Below are 21,441 nucleotides of genomic sequence, written 5' to 3' on the forward strand. Positions count from 1 at the left end.
ATGCACCGTGAACGAAACGAACTCAAAACGCCAACCTCGGGTTAACTCCTGGTTTCCAGTCGCCTGGTCAGGCTGCTTCTCGCCGGTGGAGCCTTGCTGCGCGCAACCAGGTGATGGAAGAACAGTCGATGCGTGTCCGGCGTTGCGTTGAACTTTTGGGGGGAGCAGGCAAATCATGACAGGAATTCCCGATCTCGCCGCCATAAAGGCGATGGATGCCGCAGATCCGCTGCGCGCGATGCGCGACCGCTTCGTGTTGCCGCAAGGAGTGATCTATCTCGACGGCAATTCGCTAGGAGCTGCTTCACGTGCCGCTTTCGATGAACTGCACAAGGCCGCGACCGAAGAATGGTCGCATGATCTCATCCGCGCATGGAACACGGCCGGCTGGTTCAACATGCCGCTTGAACTTGGCGACCAGCTCGGGCGCCTGATCGGTGCCGCGGCCGGCCAGACGGTGGTCTGCGACACGACATCGGTCAACATCTACAAGCTGCTGCACGCCGCCATGGCCATGCGACCGGAGCGGCAGGTCATCGTCGCCGAGGGCGATAGTTTTCCGACGGACCTGTACATGGCTGAGGGTGTGGTTTCGACGCGAAAAGATACGCTGCTGCGCCTCTCGGGGGTCGACGCGCCGACCATCGAAGAGCTGATCGACGAACGCACCGCCGTGGTGCTGGTCAACCACGTCAACTACAAGTCGGGCGAACTGCGCGACATGCCGGCGCTGACGCGCAGGGCTCAGGAAGCCGGGGCGATGATCGTCTGGGATCTCTGCCACACCGCCGGCGCGATGTCAGTCGAGCTCGACAAGGCAAACGCCGATTTTGCCGTTGGCTGCACCTACAAATATCTGAATGGCGGCCCGGGCGCGCCTGCCTTCATCTATGCGGCTGAGCGGCATCTTTCCGACATCCAGCAGCCGCTCACCGGCTGGTGGGGCCATGCACGGCCCTTCGCCTTCGAGCCAGGCTATGCGGCCGGCACCGGCATCCGCCGGTTTCTGTGCGGCACCCAGCCGGTCCTGTCGATGCGCACGCTGAAGGGCGCGCTCGACATCTGGAACGATGTCGACATGACGGCGGTGCGCAAGAAGAGCATCGCGCTGGCGGATCTGTTCATCGAGCTTGTCGAGGCAAAGTGCGGCACTTACGGGCTCACGCTCGAAAGCACGCGCGATGGGGAAAAACGCGGCAGCCAGATTTCATTCATGCATGAGCATGGCTACCAGGTCATGCGCGCGCTGATCGAACGTGGCGTGATCGGCGATTTTCGCGCGCCATCGACCATGCGCTTCGGCTTCACCCCGCTCTATGTCAGCTATGCCGATGTCTGGCAGGCCGTCAAAGTGCTTGAGGATATCCTCCGCACCGGTGCGTGGAAGGATGCGCGCTTCGCAATCAAAGCAGCTGTCACTTGAGATTGATGCGAGAGCTGGAATCGTGAGGCTGGCGACGACGCGCCGCGCGATGCTCACGGCTACGTTGCAAGGCCATATTGCCAGGGAGGGCGCAGGGTGTTCGAACGTCACATTGCCGATTGGGACAACGCCTATGCCAACGGCGCCAACATAGCCGGCAGCGATCGCTGGCCGGCGGCCTGGACCGAGCCCGCGCGGGTTTTCCGCGACGTGCTTTCGACCGAGGGCAGGGCGCGGCTCGACATGGCCTATGGCGACAACCCACGCAACCGGCTCGATCTTTTCCTGCCGGCCATCAAGCCCAAGGGACTCGTGGTGTTCGTTCATGGCGGCTACTGGATGGAATTCGACAAGAATTTCTGGTCGCATCTTGCCGCTGGCCCTGTTGATCGCGGCTATGCGGTGGCGATGCCGTCCTACACGCTCTGTCCGCAGATACGCATTGGCGGCATCGTCAAGGAAGTCGGCGCGGCGATCGGCAAGGCGGCGGCGATGGTCCCAGGGCCGCTGATGCTGACCGGACACTCGGCCGGCGGCCATCTTGTTAGCCGGATGGTTACGGCCACGACGCCGCTGGCGCCCGAAGTGGTCCGGCGCGTTCGTCACGTGGTGTCGATCTCGGGGGTGCATGATTTGCGCCCGATCATGCGCACCGGCATGAACGAGACGATCGCGATCGATGAGGCCGAGGCGCAGGCCGAAAGCCCGGTGCTGCTGCGCCCGATGGACAAGGCCCGCCTGACCTGCTGGGCCGGCGGCGGCGAGCGCGCCGAATTCCTGCGTCAGAGCGCGTTGCTGGCCAACATCTGGATCGGCCTGGGTACCGCGACCAGCTCGGTGGTCGAGCCTGACCGGCATCATTTCAACATCATCGACGGTTTGGCCGATCCAGACCATCCGCTGACCCGGACCTTGATCTCGGAGTGAGGCAGGTTCAGCGTAACATCAGCACGTCGCAGGGGGAGCCCGCCGCTGCGGCAGGTGAGAACGGCGCGCGAACGATCAGCCCGTTGGCATCGGCCAGCATTTTCAGCATCGAGGAGTCCTGGATGCCGAACGGCGTCGCCACGAGCGTACCGGCGTCATCTATGACAACAGCCCGCACATAATCTTGCCTGAGATCGTTGGCCGGCATGGCAGCACCGAGCCGTGCCCGACGTATATCCTGCTGAAAGGCGCGGCCGCCGAGCCGCGCCAGCAGCGGCTTCAGGAAGAGCTGAGTGCAGACCAGGCTTGCCACCGGATTGCCGGGCAGGCCGATGCAGCGAATGTCTCCCAGCCGCCCGAACATCAGTGGCTTGCCCGGCCGCATGGCGATCTTCCAGAAATCGAGCGTCATGCCTTGCCCGGTCAGCACGTCATGAACGAAGTCGTGGTCACCGACCGAGGCACCGCCCAGCGTGACGATGACGTTCGCGCCAGCCTTCACGGCTTTTTCAACCAGCGCAGCGATCGCCTCCCTGCGGTCCGGCGCGATGCCAAGGTCGAGCGCGCGCGCACCGACCGACTGTGCGGCAGCGGCGACACCATAGGCGTTGGAGGAGATGATCTGGTCGGGGCCAAGATCGCTGCCCGGCGGCAGCAATTCGTCGCCGGTGGCGATGATGGCGACCAGCGGCCGTTTGACCACGCGCACCTCGGGGTGATTGGCCGATGCCGCCAGCGACAAGGCCGCCGGGTCGAGCAGGCGGCCTTTGGGCAGCAGGACATCGCTCTTGGCGAAATCGAGCCCGAGGCGGCGGATGTTGCGCCCCTGCACCGTCGGTTCCGTCACTTCGACGCTGCCGCCACCGAGATCGCGGACGTTCTCCTGGATGACGATAGTGTCGGCGCCTTCGGGAAGCGGCGCGCCGGTAAAGATGCGCACGGCCTGCCGCTGCTGCACCGTTCCGGCAAAGCCGCGTCCGGCCGGCGCCATGCCGACCACCGAAAGCTTTGCCGGTACGGACGCGATATCGGCCGCCCGCACGGCATAGCCGTCCATGGCGGAGGCGTTGAACGGCGGCTGGGTGCGGAGCGCCACAACCGGCTCCGCCAGCACGCGGTCGGCGGCATCCAGCAGTGCGACGCGTTCGCCCGGCAGCGCTGCTGCGCCGTCCAGCAGGCGCTCGAGCGCCTCGGCAACTGGGACCAGCGCCATTATCGGCCTGCCTCGGTGGCCCCGTCTCCGGTGATCTTGTAGTCGCCGGATTTGCCGCCGGTCTTTTCAACCAGCCTGATGCCGGAGATGACCATGGCGCGGTCGACCGCCTTGGCCATGTCGTAGATGGTCAGGCAAGCGACCGAGACGGCACTCAGAGCCTCCATCTCAACGCCGGTCTTGCCGGTGACGCGGGTCAATGCTGTCACCTTCAGGCCGGGCAGCGCGGCGTCCGCCTCGATATCGACAGATATCCTGGTTAGCAGCAGCGGATGGCAAAGCGGGATCAGTTCATGCGTCTTCTTGGCCGCCATGATGCCGGCAATGCGCGCGGTGCCCAGCACGTCGCCCTTCTTGGCGTCGCCGGCGAGGATCATGTCCAGCGTCTCGGGCCGCATCGCGACAAAACCTTCTGCGACTGCCGTGCGCACCGTCTCAGCCTTGTCGCCGACATCGACCATGTTGGCTTCGCCCTGCGCGCCAAGATGGGTGAGGGTGGCCGCCATCCTCAAACTACCTCTGCCGGCGCCTTGCCCGTCAACAGCATGCGCGTTGCCGCGGCCACGTCCTGCTGGCGCATCAGGCTCTCGCCGACCAGGAAAGTCGCAATGCCGCTCTGCTCCAGCCGGCGGCAATCGTCGTGCGAAAAGATACCGCTCTCGCTGACCAGATGGCGGTCGGCCTGCACCATCGCTACCAGCCGCTCCGAGGTCTGTAGGCTGGTTTCGAAGGTCCGGAGATTGCGGTTGTTGATTCCGATCAGCCGCGACGACAGCTGCAGCGCGCGTTCCATTTCAGCCTCGTCATGCACTTCGACCAGCGCGTCCATGCCGAGCCCGAACGCTGTCGCTTCGAGTTCTCTTGCCAACGCGTCGTCGACGCTGGCCATGATGATCAGGATGGCATCGGCGCCCCATGCCCTGGCCTCGTAGACCTGATAGGGGTCGAACAGGAAATCCTTGCGCAATGCAGGCAGCTCGACGACAGCGCGCGCAGTGGTGAGGAATTCGGGCGCGCCTTGGAAGGAGGGTGCGTCGGTCAGCACCGAAAGGCAGGCGGCACCGCCCTTCGCATAGGCCCTGGCCAGCGTCGGCGGATCGAAATCGGCGCGGATCAGGCCTTTGGATGGGCTAGCCTTCTTGATTTCGGCAATCAGCGCGAACCTGCCGGATTTGCGCTTTGCTTCAAGGGCGGAAAGAAAGCCGCGCGGCGCGTCGGCATCCGTCGCCCGTGCCTTGATCTCGGCGAGCGGCACGCGCGCCTTGGCCGCCGTGATCTCGTCGCGCTTGTAAGCCTCGATCTTGCGCAGGATGTCGGACATGGTTTTAACCGTTCGAAATCTCGATCAGCCTGTCGAGCACTTTCAGCGAGCGGCCGCTGTCGATGGCCTGCGCCGCCGTTACCATGCCGTCGGCGAGGGTCGTCGCTTTGCCGGCCACCACCAGCCCGGCGCCGGCATTCATCAGCACCGTATCGCGAAAGGCGCCGGCTGCGCCGCCCAGCATGTCGCGCAGTGCCTGGGCGTTGTGGGCGGCGTCGCCGCCGCGCAACTCGTCCTTGCTGTGCCGCTTCAGTCCGACGGCTTCCGGGGTCAGCGTAAAGCTGCGGATCTCGCCGCCGGCCAGTTCGGCGACAAGTGTCTCGCCGGTGGTGGTGATCTCGTCATAGCCGTCGCCATGGACGATCCAGGCATGGTCGGCACCAAGTTCCTTCAACGTTTCTGCCACCGGCATGATCCATTCGGGCAGGAACACGCCGACCATCTGCCGTCTGACACTCGCCGGATTGGAAAGCGGGCCCAGCAGGTTGAAGATGGTGCGGGTTCCGAGCTCGACCCGGGTCGGGCCGACATGCTTCATCGCCGGGTGATGCGCCGGCGCGAACATGAAGCCAACGCCGGCCTCGTGGATGCAGCGGCCGATCGTCTCCGGAGGGATGTCGATCTTGACGCCCAATGCGATCAGCACATCGGCGGCGCCGGTCAGCGAGGACAGTCCGCGATTGCCGTGCTTGGCGACGGGCACGCCGCTGCCGGCGATGACGAAAGCGGATGCGGTCGAAATGTTAACGCTGTGCGAATTGTCGCCGCCGGTGCCGACAATGTCGATGGCGCCCTCGGGGGCTTCGACACGCAGCATCTTGGCGCGCATGGTGGCGACGGCGCCGGCGATCTCGCTGACGGTCTCACCGCGCACGCGCAATGCCATCAAGAAGCCGCCGATCTGGCCGGGGGTAGCATCGCCCGACATGATAATGTCGAAGGCCTCGCGCGCCTCCTCGAAAGAAAGAGCGCTGCCGGCGGCGACCTTGGCGATGTGGATCTTCAGCGCGCTCATCTGGCCAGGGCTTGGGTTACGGCCGTCTGATCGATGCGGACGTCATATTGCGTCTGCAACTGCGCTACCAACTGGTCGAGCAGGTCGTCGGACATGCCGGATGTGAAGGACTTCTGTGCGTCCTCGGGTACTGAGCTGGCGTCGGCCCCGGCGGGCTCGAATACCTCGGCAACCTTGAACAGGATCTGTCCGTCGCCCGTGGGCGAGGGGATCAGCCCGGTGCCGCCTTCGCCGACGCCGAACATCGCGGCGGCGCCTTCCTTGCCGAAATCGACGTCGTCAGCATCGCGTTTGACGCCGCGCTTGGTCTGCTTTTCGAGCTTGAGCTCACCGGCGATCACCTCGAGCGTGGCGCCAGCCTTGAGACGCTTCTCGAGCTCCTGTGCTTTTGCGGTGAGCCGTTTGGTGGTCTCCGCCGCGGTCCAGTCGGCCACGACCTTCTGGTGGACTTCGTCCAATGTGCGGTCGCGGGCAGGCGTGATCGCGCTCACGTCGTAGAAGACGAAGCCGTTATCGGCGGTGGTGAGGCCTTCATTGTCGGTTCCGGGTTCGGATTCGAACACCGCCTTGATGAGTGCCGGCGATTCCGGCAGGTCTTTGACGATGCTTCCATCCGGCCGTTGGCCGGTGCGGTCGATGGCATCGATGGTGACGACCTTCAGCTTCAATTTGGCGGCTGCCTCGGCGAGCGAACTGCCCGAGGCGCGCGTATCCTCGTAATTGTCGTGCACGTCCAGCAAGATGCGGCTTGCCTCGCCCAGTGCCAGGTCCTTGCGGATCTGCTCGGATACTTCGGCCAGCGGCTTCACCACTTCGGGCTTGATCTCGGTGACGCGCAGCAGAACGGGACCAAATGCTCCTTGTACGACCGGGCTGACCTCATTGACGTTGAGCTTGAAAGCAGCGTCGGCGACCGCCTTGTCGGCGATCTTGTCCTTGGCCAGCGTGCCGAGCAGCGTGTCGGCCGGCGTCTTGCCTTCGGCAGCGACGATCTTGTCGAAGGTCGCGCCGGTCCTGAGCGAATCGAGCGCCGCCTTTGCGGCATCAGGTGTCTTGAACACAAGCTGCTCGATGGTGCGCATCTCCGGCGTGGTGTAGCGCGCCTTGTTCTTATTGTAGTCGTCGCTGGCCTGTTGGTCGGTCACCGCGCTCAAATCCATGATGTCTTCCGGTTCGAGCCTGACATAGAAGAACTTGCGGTATTCGGGCGCAGCGTAGGTTTTCTTGTTTTCCTCGAAATAGGCCGAAAGCGCGCTGTCGGACGGCGCTTCTATCGGCTCGACAAGCGATTTCGGCAAGGTCAGGTAGTCGATGGTGCGATCTTCGCCGCGATAGAGCGCGACCGCCTTGAAGAATGTATCCGGGGCCTTGAGGCCGTCCGAAACCGCCTCGACGATCTGCTGGCGGACCGCGACCTGGGCGCGGTTCTTCAAATAGTCTTCCGGCCGCATGCCGATCTGCCGAAGCAGGTACTCGAAGGTTCTCCTGTCGAAGCTTCCGGCAGGCCCTTTGAACGCCGGGTCTTCACGCGTCAGTTCGGCGAGCCGGTCCTTTGACAGGCCGAGTCCGAGCTTGCGGGCCTGCTCGTCGAGGACAGCGCCCGACACGAGTTGCGCCAGCACCTGGTTGTCGATGCCGAGCGCCGTCGCTTGCTCACGGCTGATGCGCTGGCCGAATTGCTGCGACATGACGCTGAGCTGGCGATCGTAGGCGAGGCGGTATTCGTTGATCGAGACCTTGGTGCCTCCGGCCGTGATCACGGCATCATGGCCGGCAAGACCGCCCATCAGGCGGCCCGAGATGCCCCAGACGGCGAAGCTCAACACCAACAATGACAGCAGCAGTTTAGCGACCCAGGTCCCCGCCGCGCTTCTCAACATACCAAGCATGAGTACTTCCGATTTTTGCGCATTTCGCATGCGCCGAGTCTGAAACAAGCGCAATAGCGCCCTTCCTGCCCACTGTCGATTGCTTTGTGGCCTGATTTTGATAGTGAGGGCCAGCTGGAAATTGCCCGGAGAAACAAATCCCATGACGCCTGGAATCCGCCCGCTCGTCGCTGGCAACTGGAAAATGAACGGCACTAGCGCCTCGCTCAACGAGATCAGGATGATCGGCAACGGCTTCATGAGTGGGCTCGACGCCGAGACCGAAGCGGTGGTCTGCGTGCCGGCGACCTTGCTTGCGCACGCCGCCGAGATTCTGTCGCGCACGCCGGTGCGGGCCGGCGGAGAGGATTGCCACACCGAGGAAAGCGGCGCCTATACCGGCTGCATTTCGGCCGAGATGCTGAAGGATGCAGGTGCCAGCCATGTCATCGTCGGCCATTCCGAATGCCGCGCCGATCGCAAGGAGGACGATGCCTTGGTCCAGGCCAAGGCCTCCGCCGCATGGCGCGCCGGGCTGGTGGCCATCATCTGCATTGGTGAGACAAGAGCCGAACGAGAAGCAGGAGCCACGCTCGACGTGCTGTCGCGCCAGGTCGCTGGCTCGGTCCCGCCAAACGCCACGGCTTCCAACACCGTCATTGCCTATGAGCCAATATGGGCGATTGGGACCGGCTTGACCCCGACCGCCGCCGACGTCGCCGAGGCACATGCGCATATCCGCGAAGAACTGGCACGGAAGCTCGGCAATACGGCGGCCAAGATGCGCATTCTCTACGGCGGCTCGGTCAAGCCGTCCAACGCCGTCGAGTTGCTCGGCGTCAGGAATGTCGATGGCGCGCTAGTCGGCGGCGCCAGCCTAAAGGCGGCGGACTTCCTCGGCATCGCGGAAGCCTATCGAAACATCGCTTGATACAAGGGCTGCTTGCTGCATTTGAACGGACGGCCGGCGCCGAAATCGTTGCAAAGGACGCATTGCTTCCCATATTCCGGCCACGGGCTTGGAAATGCCGTCAAAGCATTGTATTGAGCCGCCTCCAAATCAGCGGCCGCACAAGGCCTTGCCAGGGTAAATTATGGAAACCGTACTGATCGTCGTCCACCTCATGGTCGTGCTCGCGCTTGTCGGCGTGGTGCTGCTGCAGCGCTCCGAAGGCGGCGGCCTCGGCATCGGCGGCGGATCGGGCTTCATGACCGCGCGTGGCGCCGCCAATGCGCTGACGCGGGCGACAGCGATCCTGGCTGCCGCTTTCTTCGTCACTTCGCTGACACTGTCGATCGTTGCGCGCTATGGCGAGAAGCCGATCGACATTCTCGATCGCGTGCCGGCGACCTCGGACGGAGCAGGCAAGGGCGTACTCAACCAATTGCCTGGAACCACGACGCCGACGCCGCCTTCGGGCACCACGGCGCCGACCCCGCCGTCCGGCAATGGCGCGGCAACGACGCCGCCGGCAACCGCTCCGGCGACGCCGCCAGCGACAAACGGCGCCACCGCGCCGGCCACGCCGCAGGTTCCCAACCAGTAATAGGGCAACTTATGCCGCGATCTGTTGTCGTTTGAACACAGTCGCGGCAAATGCCGCACGATCACGAAGATTCGACTGCGCCTCACGCTTGAGGCGCTTCCGGCTAATCGATTATACGTTGCACGCGGCATTCTCGGCGTCCTTGGGGGGCGCCGGGCGACGCCGTAGGCAACAAGCATTGAACGATCGGATCTTCCCCATGCAGCTTCGCAGCTTCATTTTTGCCGGCCTTTGTGCCGTGCTCAGCCTAGGTGCGCCCGCTTACGCGGCCATGCCGACGGCAAACTCGGCCCACAAAGCCGCAACAACAACCGACGTCGTCAAGGTCGCTGCCAAAAGCGATGCAGCGCAATTGAAGCTTCTCAAGAAGAAGAAAGATCCGACGCCGGACGACCTTGCGCAGATCCGCAAGATCGAAGCCAAGATCGCAGCCGACAAGGAAGCCGCTCGCGCCAAGGCACTCGAAGCCAGGAAGCTGGCGATGCGCGAGGCGGCGAAAGCCAAAGCCGATGCGGAACGGCAGGCGTTCCTTGCCAAGAAGAGCCAGCCGCTCGCAACGGCCAAGGTGGCTGACGCCACGCCGGCCAAGAAGAAGACCGTCAACATCATCGAACCGATTACGCCCATTGCGCCGATCCAGTCGGCCGAGCCGATCCCGGCCGAGGCCATGAACGTTGCGCTGACCGGCAACAATGGCGAGTTGCGCAGCGAACCGGTCGGGCAGAAGCCGCAGAGCGTCGGGCTGTTCGCGGGACTGTTCGGCGGCACATCCTCTTCGTCGATGTCGCTGCTTCCGGAAACACGCGCGCTCGACGCCGCGCTCGAAAGGAAGCAGGCCAAGCGGCAGTTCAAGGTCAAGGCGGAATTCGTGCCGCAGGAGGTCGAATTCACCGGCTACAACCCCGGCACCATCGTCATCGATACCAGCGCCCGTCGTCTCTACCTCGTCGAATCATCGTCAACCGCCCGCCGTTATGCCATCGCGGTCGGCCGGGAAGGCCTGCAGTTCAAGGGTACGGTTGCCGTCGGGGACAAGCAGGAATGGCCGCGCTGGATTCCGACGCTGGATATGCAAAAGCGCGAACCCAAGCACTATGGCCAGTACAAGGACGGCATGCCCGGCGGCGGCGACAATCCGCTCGGTGCGCGCGCCATCTATCTTTACGACGGCAAGAAAGATACCCACCTGCGCATTCACGGCACCATCGCGCCGCAGTCGATCGGAACCAGCGCCTCCAATGGCTGCTTCCGCATGATCAACGAGCACGTCATGGACCTTTACCGCCGGGTGAAAGTAGGCACCAAAGTCGTCATCATCTGACGCTTTGACAGATCGTGCCAAAAAGGGCCGGCCTCGCCGGCCCTTTTGTTTTGATACGCCAACGACCAGAGCGCCTTCTTGGGAAAAAGCCTTCGCGGCGGTTTTTTCTCTGGCGGAATCAATTCGGCCGCGTTAAGCGATGACTCCCATGGCGCGATATGTATTCATCACAGGCGGCGTGGTTTCCTCACTTGGAAAAGGCATTGCTGCAGCGGCCCTTGGGGCTCTCTTGCAGGCGCGGGGCTATCGCGCACGCATCAAAAAGCTCGATCCCTATCTCAATGTCGATCCCGGCACGATGTCGCCCTATCAGCACGGCGAAGTCTTCGTGACCGATGACGGGGCCGAGACCGATCTCGATCTTGGCCATTATGAGCGCTTCACCGGCCGCTCGGCCAACCAGCAAGACAACATCACCACCGGCCGGATCTATAAGAACATCATCGAGCGCGAGCGGCGCGGCGACTATCTCGGCGCTACCGTGCAGGTCATTCCGCACGTCACCGACGAGATCAAGAATTTCGTCCTCAACGGCAATGACGACTACGATTTCGTGCTGTGCGAGATCGGCGGCACCGTCGGCGACATCGAAGCGATGCCGTTCCTGGAGGCGATCCGCCAGCTCGGCAACGACCTGCCGCGCAACAACGCCGTCTACGTCCACCTGACCTTGATGCCTTACATTCCGACGGCAGGCGAACTGAAGACCAAGCCGACGCAGCATTCGGTCAAGGAGTTGCGCGGCATCGGCATTGCACCCGACATACTGCTGGTCCGCGCCGACCGGCCGATCCCCAAGGAAGAGCGCAGAAAGCTGTCGCTGTTCTGCAATGTCCGCGAAAGCGCCGTCATCCAGGCGCTCGACGTCCCGCATATCTACGACGTGCCGATGGCCTATCACAATGAAGGGCTGGATTCGGAAGTGCTGGCGGCCTTCGGCATCGATCCGGCGCCGAAGCCGCGCATGGAACGGTGGCAAGCGGTGTCCAACCGCATCCACAATCCGGAAGGCGAAGTGACCATTGCCGTCGTCGGCAAATATACCGGCCTCAAGGACGCCTACAAATCGCTGATCGAGGCGCTGTCGCATGGTGGCCTCGCCAACCGGGTCAAGGTCAAGCTCGACTGGATCGAAAGCGAGATATTCGAGAAGGAAGACCCGGCGCCGTGGCTGGAGAAGGTCCATGGCATTCTCGTCCCCGGCGGTTTTGGCGAGCGCGGCTCGGAGGGCAAGATCCTGGCGGCGAAGTTCGCGCGCGAGCGCAAGGTGCCGTATTTCGGCATCTGCTTCGGCATGCAGATGGCCTGCATCGAGGCGGCGCGTTCGCTGGCCAGCGTCGAGCACGCATCATCGACCGAGTTCGGTCCAACCGAGGAGCCGGTCGTCGGCTTGATGACTGAATGGCTGAAGGGCAACATGCTGGAAAAGCGCAGGGAAACCGGCGACCTTGGTGGTACCATGCGGCTCGGTGCCTACCAGGCCGACCTCGCCAAAGGATCGAAGATCGCCGAGATCTATGGCGATACCCAGATTTCCGAACGCCATCGCCACCGCTACGAGGTCAATGTCGACTACAAGGAGCGGCTCGAGGATTGCGGCCTGGTGTTTGCCGGCATGTCGCCGGACGGCGTGCTGCCGGAAACGGTCGAATATCCCGACCACCCCTGGTTCATCGGCGTGCAGTACCATCCCGAGTTGAAAAGCCGGCCGCTCGATCCGCACCCGCTGTTTGCCAGCTTCATCGAGGCGGCGGTAGAGCAGTCGCGGCTGGTCTAGACTAGCCGCCCATGCAAACTTACGTCGCGCTGCTCTACAGCATTGTCCTGGGCGAGGGGCGGCGGGTCGTCATGTCCGATCTGAAGGCGATGGCCGAAGGCCTGGGTCTGAATAACCCGCGCACGCTGGTAGCGACCGGCAATCTGGTCTTCGAGGCGCAAGAAACAGAACTTGCGGCATTGGAGCAGCGGCTGGAGGCGGCGTTCGCAAAGACGTTCGGCCGCCACGTCGACATCATCGTGCGCCGCGACGACGGCTGGCTAAGGCTGGCGGCCGGCAATCCGTTCCCAGCTGAATCGGCTGAGACCGCGGACCAGGTGGCGGTGCGCGTGATGCGAGCGCCCGTTCCCGCCGAGACCGCCGCGGCGCTTGAGGCATATGCCGGCAAGGACGAGAAGCTGCGGATTGTCGGCGGCGACATCTGGATCGTCTTTTCCCGCGAGATGCCGAGTTCGCGGCTGCTTGCGGCGGTGAGCCACAAACGTCTCGGCATCGGCACCTCGCGCAACTGGAATACCGTGCGCCGCCTGGCCGAAATGATCGCAGAATGAACGGGGCGGCTCGCGCCGCCCCGACTCCGTTCAGGCCTTGGCTATCCTAGCTCCGGCACCGAGTGCCATCGTGCGCAGCACGTAATAGATGACGCCGGCAATTGCCACGCCGAAAAACCAGCCATAGACGCCCCACCAGGACGGCAGCAGGCTGGTGAAGTTGGGCAGGATCGAGGAGAAGACCGCGCCGATACCGGCGGCGATGAAGGCATTGACATGCCAGCCGCCCTGGAAGCGGAATTCGCCATTCTCCCTGTAGAGCGCATCGACGTCGACCTCGCCCTTCCGGATCAGATAGTAGTCGACCATCATCACGCCGAAGATCGGCCCCATCGTTGCGCCAATGATGTTGACGAAGGAGGCGGCACTGCCTTCCCAGGGCGCGAAGGGATAGAGCACCAGCGCGATCAGCGCCGCGATGTAGCCGCCCTTCTTGAAGTCGATCTGGCGTGGAAAGACATTGGAGAAGTCGAAGGCCGGCGACACGAAGTTCGCCACCACATTGATGCCGAGCGTCGCCACCGCAAAGGTCAGGGCTGCGAGCGCCGCCAGGAACCAGCTGTCGAATTTCGCCGAAATCTGGTCGGGATGCAGCAGCACTTCGCCATAGACGTCGAAGGCGGCGATCGTGGTGACGCCGGCGACCAGCGAGAACAGGATAAGATTGACCGGCAGGCCCCAGATGTTGCCCTTGCGCAGCGATGCCTTGTCCGGGGCGTAGCGCGCGAAATCGCAGAAGTTGAGATAGAGCGCGGAGAAATAGGTCACCCAGATCGCGGCCACCGCAAACAGCGAGGTCCAGGAGCCCGGCGTGCCCGGCACGCCCGCGTCCTTTGTCTTTTCCAGCAGCACATCCATCGGGATGTCGCTGGTGAAAGCGAAGGTGCCTGCCTTGATGCAAAGATAGATCGCCAGGATCAGCATCATCACCCACACCGCCGGTCCGGCCCAATCCTGGAAGCGGCGCACCGTTTCCATGCCTTTCTGAATGATCAGGAGCTGCAGCGCCCAGATGATGACGAAACAGATCACCTCGAGCCCGGAGTGGCCGAGGAAATGTGTGCTCTGGTTGAAGTCGGCGAACCATTGCGAGCGGATCAGCAGGGCTACGATCGCCCCGGAGGCGGCCGCCGTCTGCGCGCCGTACCAGAAGCAGGCGACGATGGCGCGCACCAGCGCCGGTATGTTGGCGCCCCAGATGCCGAAGGAGGCACGCGCCAGGACCGGGTAGGGCACCCCGGTCTTCACGCCGGCATAGCCGACCATGTTCATCAACGCATAGATGATCAGCGAACCGATACCGATGGCGATGATGAAGTTGACGAAGCCGCCGCAGAACAGGAACAGGCTGGCAGCGAGATAGTAGCCCCACAGGCTGTGGACGTCCGACGTCCAGACGTTGAAGATCGAGAACGGTCCCCAGTTTCGAACCTTCGCCGGAGCGAGATCCTCATTGTACAGGTCCGGTGATGCGCCTTGTATTGTCATTGCTATGTCCTCCCCTTGCAACCGCACGCGCCTCCACGCATGGCACGCAGGTTAAGCCTGACGCAGGGGAACCGGCAGGCAGACGATTTGCCGGCTTTGGGCTTAAAGTCATTCAATGAGAAACGCCCTTATCGGCGTGGCGTCGTTGAGCTTCTAGCGCCGGCGATTCGGTGGGGTGACACCGATCGCTCGACCTAAGCTCCAGAGTCCACCTTGTGCGTGATCAGGGCGGCAAGCTTTTTGGGCGCTTGTGCGCGATAACTCTCATCGAGCCATGACTTCAGTTGTCCCATCGGTGGCAGTTCGTCCGGTGCTGGTTCGAACGTCACCCATCCGCTCTTGCCAAGGCCGTACTCCGTCGGCGACGCATAGTGGAGCTTTCTCGCCTCGTCGCCGCTGTAGGGGAGTTTGAGAGAGATGCTGAACGGTTCGCCTTCAAGGCTCAAATAAGCAAAGGTCTTGCCTTTCACCGCGAGATCGTCGTGACCAGGCCACGGACTCTTTGTCTCGGCGCCCGGATAGGTGAGGCCGAAGGCGCGCAGTTCCTTGAGAACAGCATCGGTCGAAGCACGCGATTTCCTACTCATCAACTCTCCTCCATCGCTGTCAGCGGCTTACGGTCCGGCTTCGAGAAAAGCCCGGGCAAAACCGGGCTGCACGGCTTCTATCGTTCCATCGGGCAACTTCAAAAGCCGGTCGATTGCGATGCCGTAGAGCCGCAATCGGTCCTCGAGCAGCCGCGCTGCTTCGTCGATATTGCCCTGATCGGCCTGTAGCAGGGCGCGGTGCATCACGTCCCGAAAGGTCAGCCGGAGTTGCAGGAACATCTCGGCAAAAGCTTCCGGGTCGGGCACGTCGAGATTGCCTTCCTCGCTTCCCCTCCTGAGCAGATTTGTGATTATCGGCTCGGCCAGTTCCCTGGCCGCCTGGTCGACCCGATGGAAGAGGGCAAGGTTCTCGGGCCGGAATACGACGAAGAACGTTTTTCGCAATTGCGGGGCAAGCTCGATGTTCAGCCGTCGCGAGCCGGCAAAGAGTGCATTGAGCCGGCCAATCCCATCGAGTGACGGGTCGTCGAGGAGGGGTTGCAGCTCGGCAAGGCTGTCACGTGCGAGACGTCTGGCGAGCGCCTCCAGCAGGGCCTCCTTCGACGCGAAATAGTGATAGAACGCACCCTTCGACAAGCCGGCCTCGCGGATGATGTCGTTCACCGTCGTGTTGTCGTAGCCATGCTCGAAGAAAAGCCGCTGGGCACAGTCGAGGAGCTCGGCGGATCGTATCTCCGGCGGCTTTATCACTCGGGGCAAAATCGACCTCACAAAGTACAGGGGGCAAGAGGAGCACGAACCGTTTCTTTATGCAACTTTTATAGACCGACGGTCGGTCTAATGCTATGTCTGCCACCGCTCCGACGTTCGCATTCGATGGTGGAAGGAGAGCTTCTTGCGACGGATACGTTGGACTGTCGGCATCGTTCTTGTCGCGGCGACCGCTGCTTTCGGCGCTTGGTATGTGTTGCAGCCGGCCAAGGTTTCGGTCGTGACGCCACAACGCGGCGACGCGGCCGAGATCGTTTACGCGAGTGGCTCGGTCGAGCCGCGAACCTGGGCCAAGGTGACTCCCGTTGTCCGCGAGAGGATCGTCGAGCAGTGTAATTGCGAGGGGTCGAGGGTGGCACAAGGCGATGTGCTCGCCAAGCTCGACGACAGCGAGGCCCGGGCCGTGCTTGGCGAGATCGAAGCGCGTCAAGCACTTGCCCAGGAAGAGCTCCGGAGGCTGACCGTGCTTGCCGAAAGGCGTGCGGCAAGCCAGCAGGCGCTCGATCGCGCGCAAAGCGAGCTTGGCCAGATCGAAGCGCTGGTTGCCGGACAGAAAGCGCGGCTCGACACCTACGTCTTACGAGCGCCGAGCGCCGGTATCGTGCTCAGGCAGGACGGCGAGGTCGGTGAGATCGCCGAACTCGGCGCCGTGTTGTTCTGGGTCGGCGAGCCGAAGCCGCTGCTGGTGGTCGCCGAGGTCAACGAGGAGGACATTCCACGGGTCGAGATCGGCCAGCGCGCGCTGCTTAAATCCGATGCGTTCCCTCGGCAGAATCTGGAAGCGGTGGTCGACAGCATCACGCCCAAGGGCGATCCGGTGACGAAGACCTATCGCGTCCGCTTCCGCCTGCCGGACAATACGCCGCTTCGTATAGGCATGTCGACCGACGTGAACATCGTCATCCGCGTTTCGAAAAATGCGCTGTTGATCCCGTCGGTTGCGGTGGATGGGAACAAGGTGTTCGTAGTCGAAGGCGACAAGGCCTGGCGGCGTGAAATCCGAACGGGCATTCGCGGCACCAATGGCGTCGAAGTACAGTCAGGCATCGACGAGAAGGTCAGCATCGTCTCGCCCTATCCCGCCGACCTCGGCGACGGGGGGCGCGTGAGCATCGCCGCCGCGCAGGAGAGATAGGCAACGATGGCGCTGATCGTCGACATTGCCGTAACGCATATCGCCGGCCGCGGCCGCCAGACGTTGGTCGCCATAGTCGGCGTTGCGGTCGGTGTCGGCTTCTCCATCGCCATGGCGGCGCTGATGCAGGGCGGGCAGGACGATTTCGTCAGGCAGCTCGTCGACACGATGCCGCATGTCGACATCACCGACGAGCAGCGCACCGCCCGCCGGCAGCCGGCCGAGGACTACTTCGAGACCGCCGCCATCTCGGGGCTCCGGCCACGCGACGATCGGCGCGGCATCATCAACCCGACCGCCGCGACCTCCTGGCTGGAGAGCTGGATTCCCGGCCGGTTCGCAGCAAGCCTCAAGACGCAGGGCGTGATCCGGTATTCCAGCCGCGAAGTGGGCGCAGCTATCATCGGGGTCGATCCGCAGCGCGAGACCGGCGTTTCACCGATCGTCGGAGAGTTCGTCGAAGGCAGCTTTTCGGCACTTGCCGCGGGCGGCAACAACGTGCTGATCGGCAACACGATGGCGAGCCGGCTCGGTGCCGGGTTCGGCGATACGATAACGGCGGTCTCCTCGGAAGGGCTGACGCGCAATTTCAAGATCGCCGGCCTTTTCCACACCGGCACCACCGCGCGCGACGAAGGCGAAGCTTATGTGCTTTTGAAGAACGCGCAGATTCTCTCAGCGCGGCCAAACGCCATCAACGAGATACGCATCAAGCTGGACGATCCAAATCGCGCCCCAGCGGTGGCGCGCCGTGCCGAGGCTGAACTGGGCTACAAGGCCGTGGCGTGGCAAGAAGCCAACGAATCGATTCTCGAAGCGCTCGTTGTGCGCAACGTCATCATGTACACGGTGGTCGGCGCGATCATGCTGGTTGCTGGCTTCGGCATCTACAACATCATCTCCACCATCACGCATGAGAAGGCGCGCGACATCGCCATCATGAAATCGCTCGGCTTCCCAGAGTCCGACATGCGCCGGCTCTTTCTGCTCGAAGGCCTGGTGATCGGCGCTGCCGGTTCCGCTCTCGGCGGGCTGCTTGGCTTCTCCATGACCTATGCACTGTCGCTGGTGCGTTTCGAGATCGCCGCGACCGGCCAGGAGATGACCCGGCTGCCGATAGCCTGGAGCCTGACCCACTATATCATCGCCTCGGCCTTCGCACTGGGCTCGGCGGCGGTGGCTGGCTACCTGCCGGCGCGCCGTGCAGCGCGCCTGAATCCGGTCGACATAATAAGAGGCGCGACATGAGCGCACTCATCGAGACCGAGAGACTGACCCGCATCTTGCCAGAGACGGTCCCCGTTACGCTGGTCAAGGACATCACGCTCACGATCAACGACAACGAATTCGTCGCCGTGACCGGTCCCTCCGGCTCCGGTAAGTCCTCGCTGCTCTATCTGCTTGGGTTGCTCGACCGGCCGACAGGCGGGACCTTGAGGATAGGCGGACGCGATAGCGAGCCTATGAATGAAAGGGAGCGGGCGCAGACACGGCTTTCGACGCTGGGCTTCGTCTTCCAGTTTCATTTCCTTCTGCCGGAATTCACGGCGCGCGAAAATGTAGAAATTCCAATGCGCAAGCTTGGTCGGCTGGCCCGACCCGTGATGCGCGAACGGGCTGGCGAGTTGCTGTCATCGCTGGGGCTCGGCGAACATCTCGACAAGCGGCCGGACCAGCTTTCGGGAGGCCAGCGTCAGCGCGTCGCGGTGGCACGTTCGCTCGCCAACGACCCGCCGCTTATCCTCGCCGATGAGCCGACGGGGAGCCTCGACAGCAAGAGCTCCGAGCAGGTGTTCACAATCCTGGAGAATCTGGTGCGCGAACGCGGCAAGACGGTCGTGGCAGTCACGCATGACCTGGACATGGCGGCGCGCATGGATCGCCGCATTCACATGGTGGACGGGAAGATCAGCTGAACCGGGCCACGGCGCGATCAGGCCACCGCCGACGTCTCGAAACTGGCCTCGAGCCAGGCTATTGCGCCGATCACGTCGTCGAGGGCATAGTTTGCGGCCGTCGGTCCGTTCGGCTTCACGCGGATGGAGATGCCGCCAATTTCATTGATCGCCTCGAAACCGTGTTCGTCCGATGTATCGTCTCCGAGGAATATCGGCCGCCGGCCGACAAAGGGCGGAATGTCCATGAAACGCCGGATGGCAGCACCTTTGACGGCTTCCAAAGGCATGAGCTCGACGCCGGCGTTTCCCGGAAGCACCCGATAACCCTTCGGAAGCCGGGCCAATGCCTGTTCGACGAGCTGGATTGCGGGTGCAAGCAGTTGCGGTGCTGCTCTTGTATGAACGGCAAGGACCGGCCCCTTGCGCTCGACATAGACCTTGCCGCTGCCCAGTTCGGCCTCGATCTCGTCCGCAAGGGCGGCGATGTCGGCCGGCGCGTCGGCGGCATCGATCGGACCGCTCGGCGTCAGCCGGTGCTCCAGCCCATACAGTCCGGCGATCCGCAGCTTCAGCGGATGGAACAGCTTGTCCACGGCGGGAATCGATCGGCCGGTGATGAAGGCGACCGCACCATCCAGCCGCCGCTCGATGCGTTCGAGCAGATTGCGCAATTCCTCGCCGACGAACACCGCGTCGGGATGGGCAGCGTGTTCCAGCAGGGTTCCGTCGATGTCGAGGAAGAGCGCCCATTGCCCTTCCGACAGGTTCAACGCCGGCGGTTGTTCAAACCTTTTCACGACGCTGCCTTCCGAGCCCGCTCGAACATCGAGATGACGTTGTTGGTGTTCGATGGCGGGCGCTCGCCGGTTCCGGTCACCCTGTCGAGATCGCCGCGTTTGCGCAGGCGCGCGGCGTCCAGCAGCATACTGCCGGCCCAGCGGTAGACATTGTTGTCGCGGACCATCTCGCGCATCGGCCGCAAACGTTCGCGCTGCTCTTCCGGCGTCATCGTCAGCGCCTGCAACAGCGCCTCGCTCATCATGGCCGCATCGTAGGGGTTGACGATCAGCGCTTCCAGCAGTTCGCGCGAGGCACCGGCGAAGGTGCTGAGCAAAAGCACGCCCTGTTCGTCGTCGCGCGCTGCGACGAATTCCTTGGCGACAAGGTTCATGCCGTCATGCAGACTGGTGACCATACAGATGTCGGCGGCGCGATAGACCTCGTAGACCTGCTCCTGCCGATGATGTTCGGCGACCATCAGGATAGGGCTGTATGTCTCGCTGCCATAGCGCCGGTTGAGCTCCTCGGCACAGCGGCGGCATTCGTCGTGGAGTTGCTGGTAGGCGGGCAATGTCCCCCGGCTCGGCGCGGCGATCTGCAGGAAAACCACCTTGCCTATCCATTCGGGATATCTCGTGAACAATTCGTCCAAGGCATGGAAGCGATCGAGAATGCCTTTCGTGTAGTCGAGGCGCTCGACGCCAACGCATAGTTTGGTATCCGCAGACAGGCCGAATCTGTCGCGCACGCTGGCGCGGCACTCCTCCACAGACGGCAGTTTTGCCAGCAATTGGGCCGGCCATTCTATGGAAATGGGATAGGCGTGGACCAATGTGGTCTGCCCACCATAGGAGATTGCCGCGTCTGCCCGTTCGATCCGGCTCTCCAGAAAGCGGTCGACACTTTCGGTGAAGTTGTTGGCATGGAATTGGGTATGAAAGCCGATGATCGAACTGCCGAGCAGTCCTTCCAGGATCCGCTCACGCCACGGACAGATGCTGAACACTTCCGAATTGGGCCAAGGGATGTGCCAGAAGGTGATGACTATCGCGTCCGGCAGGCGCTGGCGAATCATGCGTGGCAGCAGCGCAAAATGGTAGTCCTGCACCAGCACGATCGGCCGTTCGTTGCGGGCTTCGGCAACCACCGTATCGGCGAATTTGCGGTTGACGGCCTCGTAGGCGTCCCAGTCCGAGGCGCGAAACACGGGGCGGGTGAAGGCGATATGGCAAAGCGGCCATAGGCCCTCATTAGCGAAGCCCAGATAATAGCCCTGATATTCCTCCTCCGTCAGCCAGACCCTGCGCAGCGTGTAGGACGGATTGCCTGGCGGCACCTGCACCCGGTCGTCCTTGTCGACGGTGAGGCGGTCTGCCGTGCCGCCGCCATAGGCGATCCAGGTGCCGGCACAGGCGCGGGTGATGGGCTCGAGTGCCGAAACCAGCCCGCTGGCCGGCACCAAAAGTTGGACCCCGTCATCCTTGATGTTGTGGATGTAGGGTTCGCGGTTGGACACCACGATGACCTGTGCGTCCGGCAGGTCGTCGGCCAGGATCTTGCGCAAAGTGTCGGGCGACCATGTGACCAGTGCCGCATCGGCCGACTGGCCGTTCTTTTCGAACTCGCGCAGCACCTTGCGTGCCGCTTCCGACGCGACATCCTCGCTCGGCGTGTATGCGGCCGCCGTTGCGCGGCCGCGACGCTGGCGGGATATCGACAGGAGAATGGCAAAAGCGGAAAAGCCAAAACTTGCAATCAGCAAAACCCAGAGCAGGTTTACAGTATAATCTGACATGGAATGTGATCTCGCCTCCGGCCGGTCGATAGCCGTTTTTTTATTTGTTTTCTGGTTCGCCGC

The 21,441-nt window shown here is 63.0% G+C and carries 20 protein-coding genes; 10 read left to right on the plus strand and 10 right to left on the minus strand.

The window, feature by feature from the left end; all coding sequences use genetic code 11:
- The first annotated feature begins 175 nt into the window (after nucleotides 1–175).
- The gene (gene kynU, locus NKJ23_RS16490) at nucleotides 176–1,423 is read left to right on the plus strand and encodes a kynureninase (protein ID WP_352681147.1); all 1,248 of its coding nucleotides are present in this window, start codon (nucleotides 176–178) and stop codon (nucleotides 1,421–1,423) included.
- Nucleotides 1,424–1,519: 96 nt separating this feature from the next.
- Nucleotides 1,520–2,350, plus strand: a complete 831-nt coding sequence (locus tag NKJ23_RS16495; protein WP_352681148.1) for a hormone-sensitive lipase — start codon at nucleotides 1,520–1,522, stop codon at nucleotides 2,348–2,350.
- Between the two features lie 7 nt (nucleotides 2,351–2,357).
- Here the strand turns inward: NKJ23_RS16495 and NKJ23_RS16500 are convergent, their stop codons facing one another.
- From NKJ23_RS16500 to NKJ23_RS16520, 5 genes are read right to left on the minus strand one after another with little or no spacing between them, the layout of a single operon-like run.
- Nucleotides 2,358–3,563: a molybdopterin molybdotransferase MoeA gene (locus NKJ23_RS16500; protein WP_352681150.1), complete on the minus strand. Its 1,206-nt coding sequence runs from the start codon at nucleotides 3,561–3,563 to the stop codon at nucleotides 2,358–2,360.
- Complete coding sequence (moaC, locus tag NKJ23_RS16505) at nucleotides 3,563–4,069, minus strand: cyclic pyranopterin monophosphate synthase MoaC (protein WP_352681152.1); 507 nt, start codon at nucleotides 4,067–4,069, stop codon at nucleotides 3,563–3,565. Before moaC ends, NKJ23_RS16500 begins: the two co-directional genes overlap by 1 nt.
- Nucleotides 4,070–4,071: 2 nt before the next feature.
- On the minus strand, nucleotides 4,072–4,884 hold the full coding sequence (trpC, locus tag NKJ23_RS16510) for an indole-3-glycerol phosphate synthase TrpC (RefSeq protein ID WP_352681155.1): 813 nt from the start codon (nucleotides 4,882–4,884) through the stop codon (nucleotides 4,072–4,074).
- 4 nt (nucleotides 4,885–4,888) lie between these two features.
- Entirely contained in the window at nucleotides 4,889–5,899 is a 1,011-nt protein-coding gene (trpD, locus tag NKJ23_RS16515; protein ID WP_352681158.1) for an anthranilate phosphoribosyltransferase, read from the minus strand.
- Complete coding sequence (locus NKJ23_RS16520; protein ID WP_352681160.1) at nucleotides 5,896–7,788, minus strand: SurA N-terminal domain-containing protein; 1,893 nt, start codon at nucleotides 7,786–7,788, stop codon at nucleotides 5,896–5,898. The genes trpD and NKJ23_RS16520 overlap by 4 nt, the downstream gene beginning before the upstream one ends.
- A 142-nt stretch (nucleotides 7,789–7,930) precedes the next feature.
- Here NKJ23_RS16520 and tpiA point away from each other — a divergent pair, with 142 nt between their 5' ends.
- The 5 genes from tpiA (at nucleotide 7,931) to NKJ23_RS16545 (ending at nucleotide 12,963) form a co-directional block, all read left to right on the plus strand.
- Complete coding sequence (tpiA, locus tag NKJ23_RS16525; RefSeq protein ID WP_352681162.1) at nucleotides 7,931–8,698, plus strand: triose-phosphate isomerase; 768 nt, start codon at nucleotides 7,931–7,933, stop codon at nucleotides 8,696–8,698.
- 163 nt (nucleotides 8,699–8,861) lie between these two features.
- On the plus strand, nucleotides 8,862–9,314 hold the full coding sequence (gene secG, locus NKJ23_RS16530) for a preprotein translocase subunit SecG (RefSeq protein ID WP_254817294.1): 453 nt from the start codon (nucleotides 8,862–8,864) through the stop codon (nucleotides 9,312–9,314).
- A gap of 199 nt (nucleotides 9,315–9,513) precedes the next feature.
- Nucleotides 9,514–10,635 (plus strand): L,D-transpeptidase, encoded by a 1,122-nt coding sequence (locus NKJ23_RS16535; RefSeq protein ID WP_352448838.1) that lies wholly within the window; start codon nucleotides 9,514–9,516, stop codon nucleotides 10,633–10,635.
- 148 nt (nucleotides 10,636–10,783) lie between these two features.
- On the plus strand, nucleotides 10,784–12,412 hold the full coding sequence (gene pyrG, locus NKJ23_RS16540; protein WP_352681164.1) for a CTP synthase: 1,629 nt from the start codon (nucleotides 10,784–10,786) through the stop codon (nucleotides 12,410–12,412).
- A gap of 11 nt (nucleotides 12,413–12,423) precedes the next feature.
- Complete coding sequence (locus NKJ23_RS16545) at nucleotides 12,424–12,963, plus strand: DUF1697 domain-containing protein (protein ID WP_352448840.1); 540 nt, start codon at nucleotides 12,424–12,426, stop codon at nucleotides 12,961–12,963.
- A 30-nt stretch (nucleotides 12,964–12,993) separates the two neighbouring features.
- Here the strand turns inward: NKJ23_RS16545 and NKJ23_RS16550 are convergent, their stop codons facing one another.
- The 3 genes from NKJ23_RS16550 to NKJ23_RS16560 form a co-directional block, all read right to left on the minus strand.
- Nucleotides 12,994–14,451, minus strand: a complete 1,458-nt coding sequence (locus tag NKJ23_RS16550; protein WP_352681165.1) for an NCS1 family nucleobase:cation symporter-1 — start codon at nucleotides 14,449–14,451, stop codon at nucleotides 12,994–12,996.
- A 194-nt stretch (nucleotides 14,452–14,645) separates the two neighbouring features.
- On the minus strand, nucleotides 14,646–15,038 hold the full coding sequence (locus NKJ23_RS16555) for an MmcQ/YjbR family DNA-binding protein (RefSeq protein ID WP_352474256.1): 393 nt from the start codon (nucleotides 15,036–15,038) through the stop codon (nucleotides 14,646–14,648).
- A gap of 27 nt (nucleotides 15,039–15,065) precedes the next feature.
- On the minus strand, nucleotides 15,066–15,758 hold the full coding sequence (locus tag NKJ23_RS16560) for a TetR/AcrR family transcriptional regulator (RefSeq protein WP_352681166.1): 693 nt from the start codon (nucleotides 15,756–15,758) through the stop codon (nucleotides 15,066–15,068).
- A 136-nt stretch (nucleotides 15,759–15,894) separates the two neighbouring features.
- On the opposite strand from NKJ23_RS16560, the gene NKJ23_RS16565 reads away from it, so the two are divergent.
- Genes NKJ23_RS16565 through NKJ23_RS16575 form a run of 3 tightly spaced genes read left to right on the plus strand, consistent with a single transcriptional unit; the run spans nucleotide 15,895 to nucleotide 18,821 of the window.
- The gene (locus tag NKJ23_RS16565) at nucleotides 15,895–16,905 is read left to right on the plus strand and encodes an efflux RND transporter periplasmic adaptor subunit (RefSeq protein ID WP_502897767.1); all 1,011 of its coding nucleotides are present in this window, start codon (nucleotides 15,895–15,897) and stop codon (nucleotides 16,903–16,905) included.
- A 6-nt stretch (nucleotides 16,906–16,911) separates the two neighbouring features.
- Complete coding sequence (locus NKJ23_RS16570) at nucleotides 16,912–18,153, plus strand: ABC transporter permease (protein ID WP_352681167.1); 1,242 nt, start codon at nucleotides 16,912–16,914, stop codon at nucleotides 18,151–18,153.
- Nucleotides 18,150–18,821, plus strand: a complete 672-nt coding sequence (locus NKJ23_RS16575; protein WP_352681168.1) for an ABC transporter ATP-binding protein — start codon at nucleotides 18,150–18,152, stop codon at nucleotides 18,819–18,821. Before NKJ23_RS16570 ends, NKJ23_RS16575 begins: the two co-directional genes overlap by 4 nt.
- A 17-nt stretch (nucleotides 18,822–18,838) precedes the next feature.
- Here NKJ23_RS16575 and otsB read toward each other — a convergent pair whose 3' ends face one another.
- Both otsB and NKJ23_RS16585 read right to left on the minus strand, forming a co-directional pair.
- Nucleotides 18,839–19,600: a trehalose-phosphatase gene (gene otsB / locus NKJ23_RS16580; RefSeq protein WP_352681170.1), complete on the minus strand. Its 762-nt coding sequence runs from the start codon at nucleotides 19,598–19,600 to the stop codon at nucleotides 18,839–18,841.
- Entirely contained in the window at nucleotides 19,597–21,378 is a 1,782-nt protein-coding gene (locus NKJ23_RS16585) for an alpha,alpha-trehalose-phosphate synthase (UDP-forming) (RefSeq protein ID WP_023674969.1), read from the minus strand. The genes otsB and NKJ23_RS16585 overlap by 4 nt, the downstream gene beginning before the upstream one ends.
- Nucleotides 21,379–21,441: the final 63 nt, after the last annotated feature.

Origin of the sequence: Mesorhizobium sp. M0184 (assembly GCF_040322215.1) — a bacterium.
Taxonomy (GTDB): Bacteria; Pseudomonadota; Alphaproteobacteria; order Rhizobiales; family Rhizobiaceae; genus Mesorhizobium.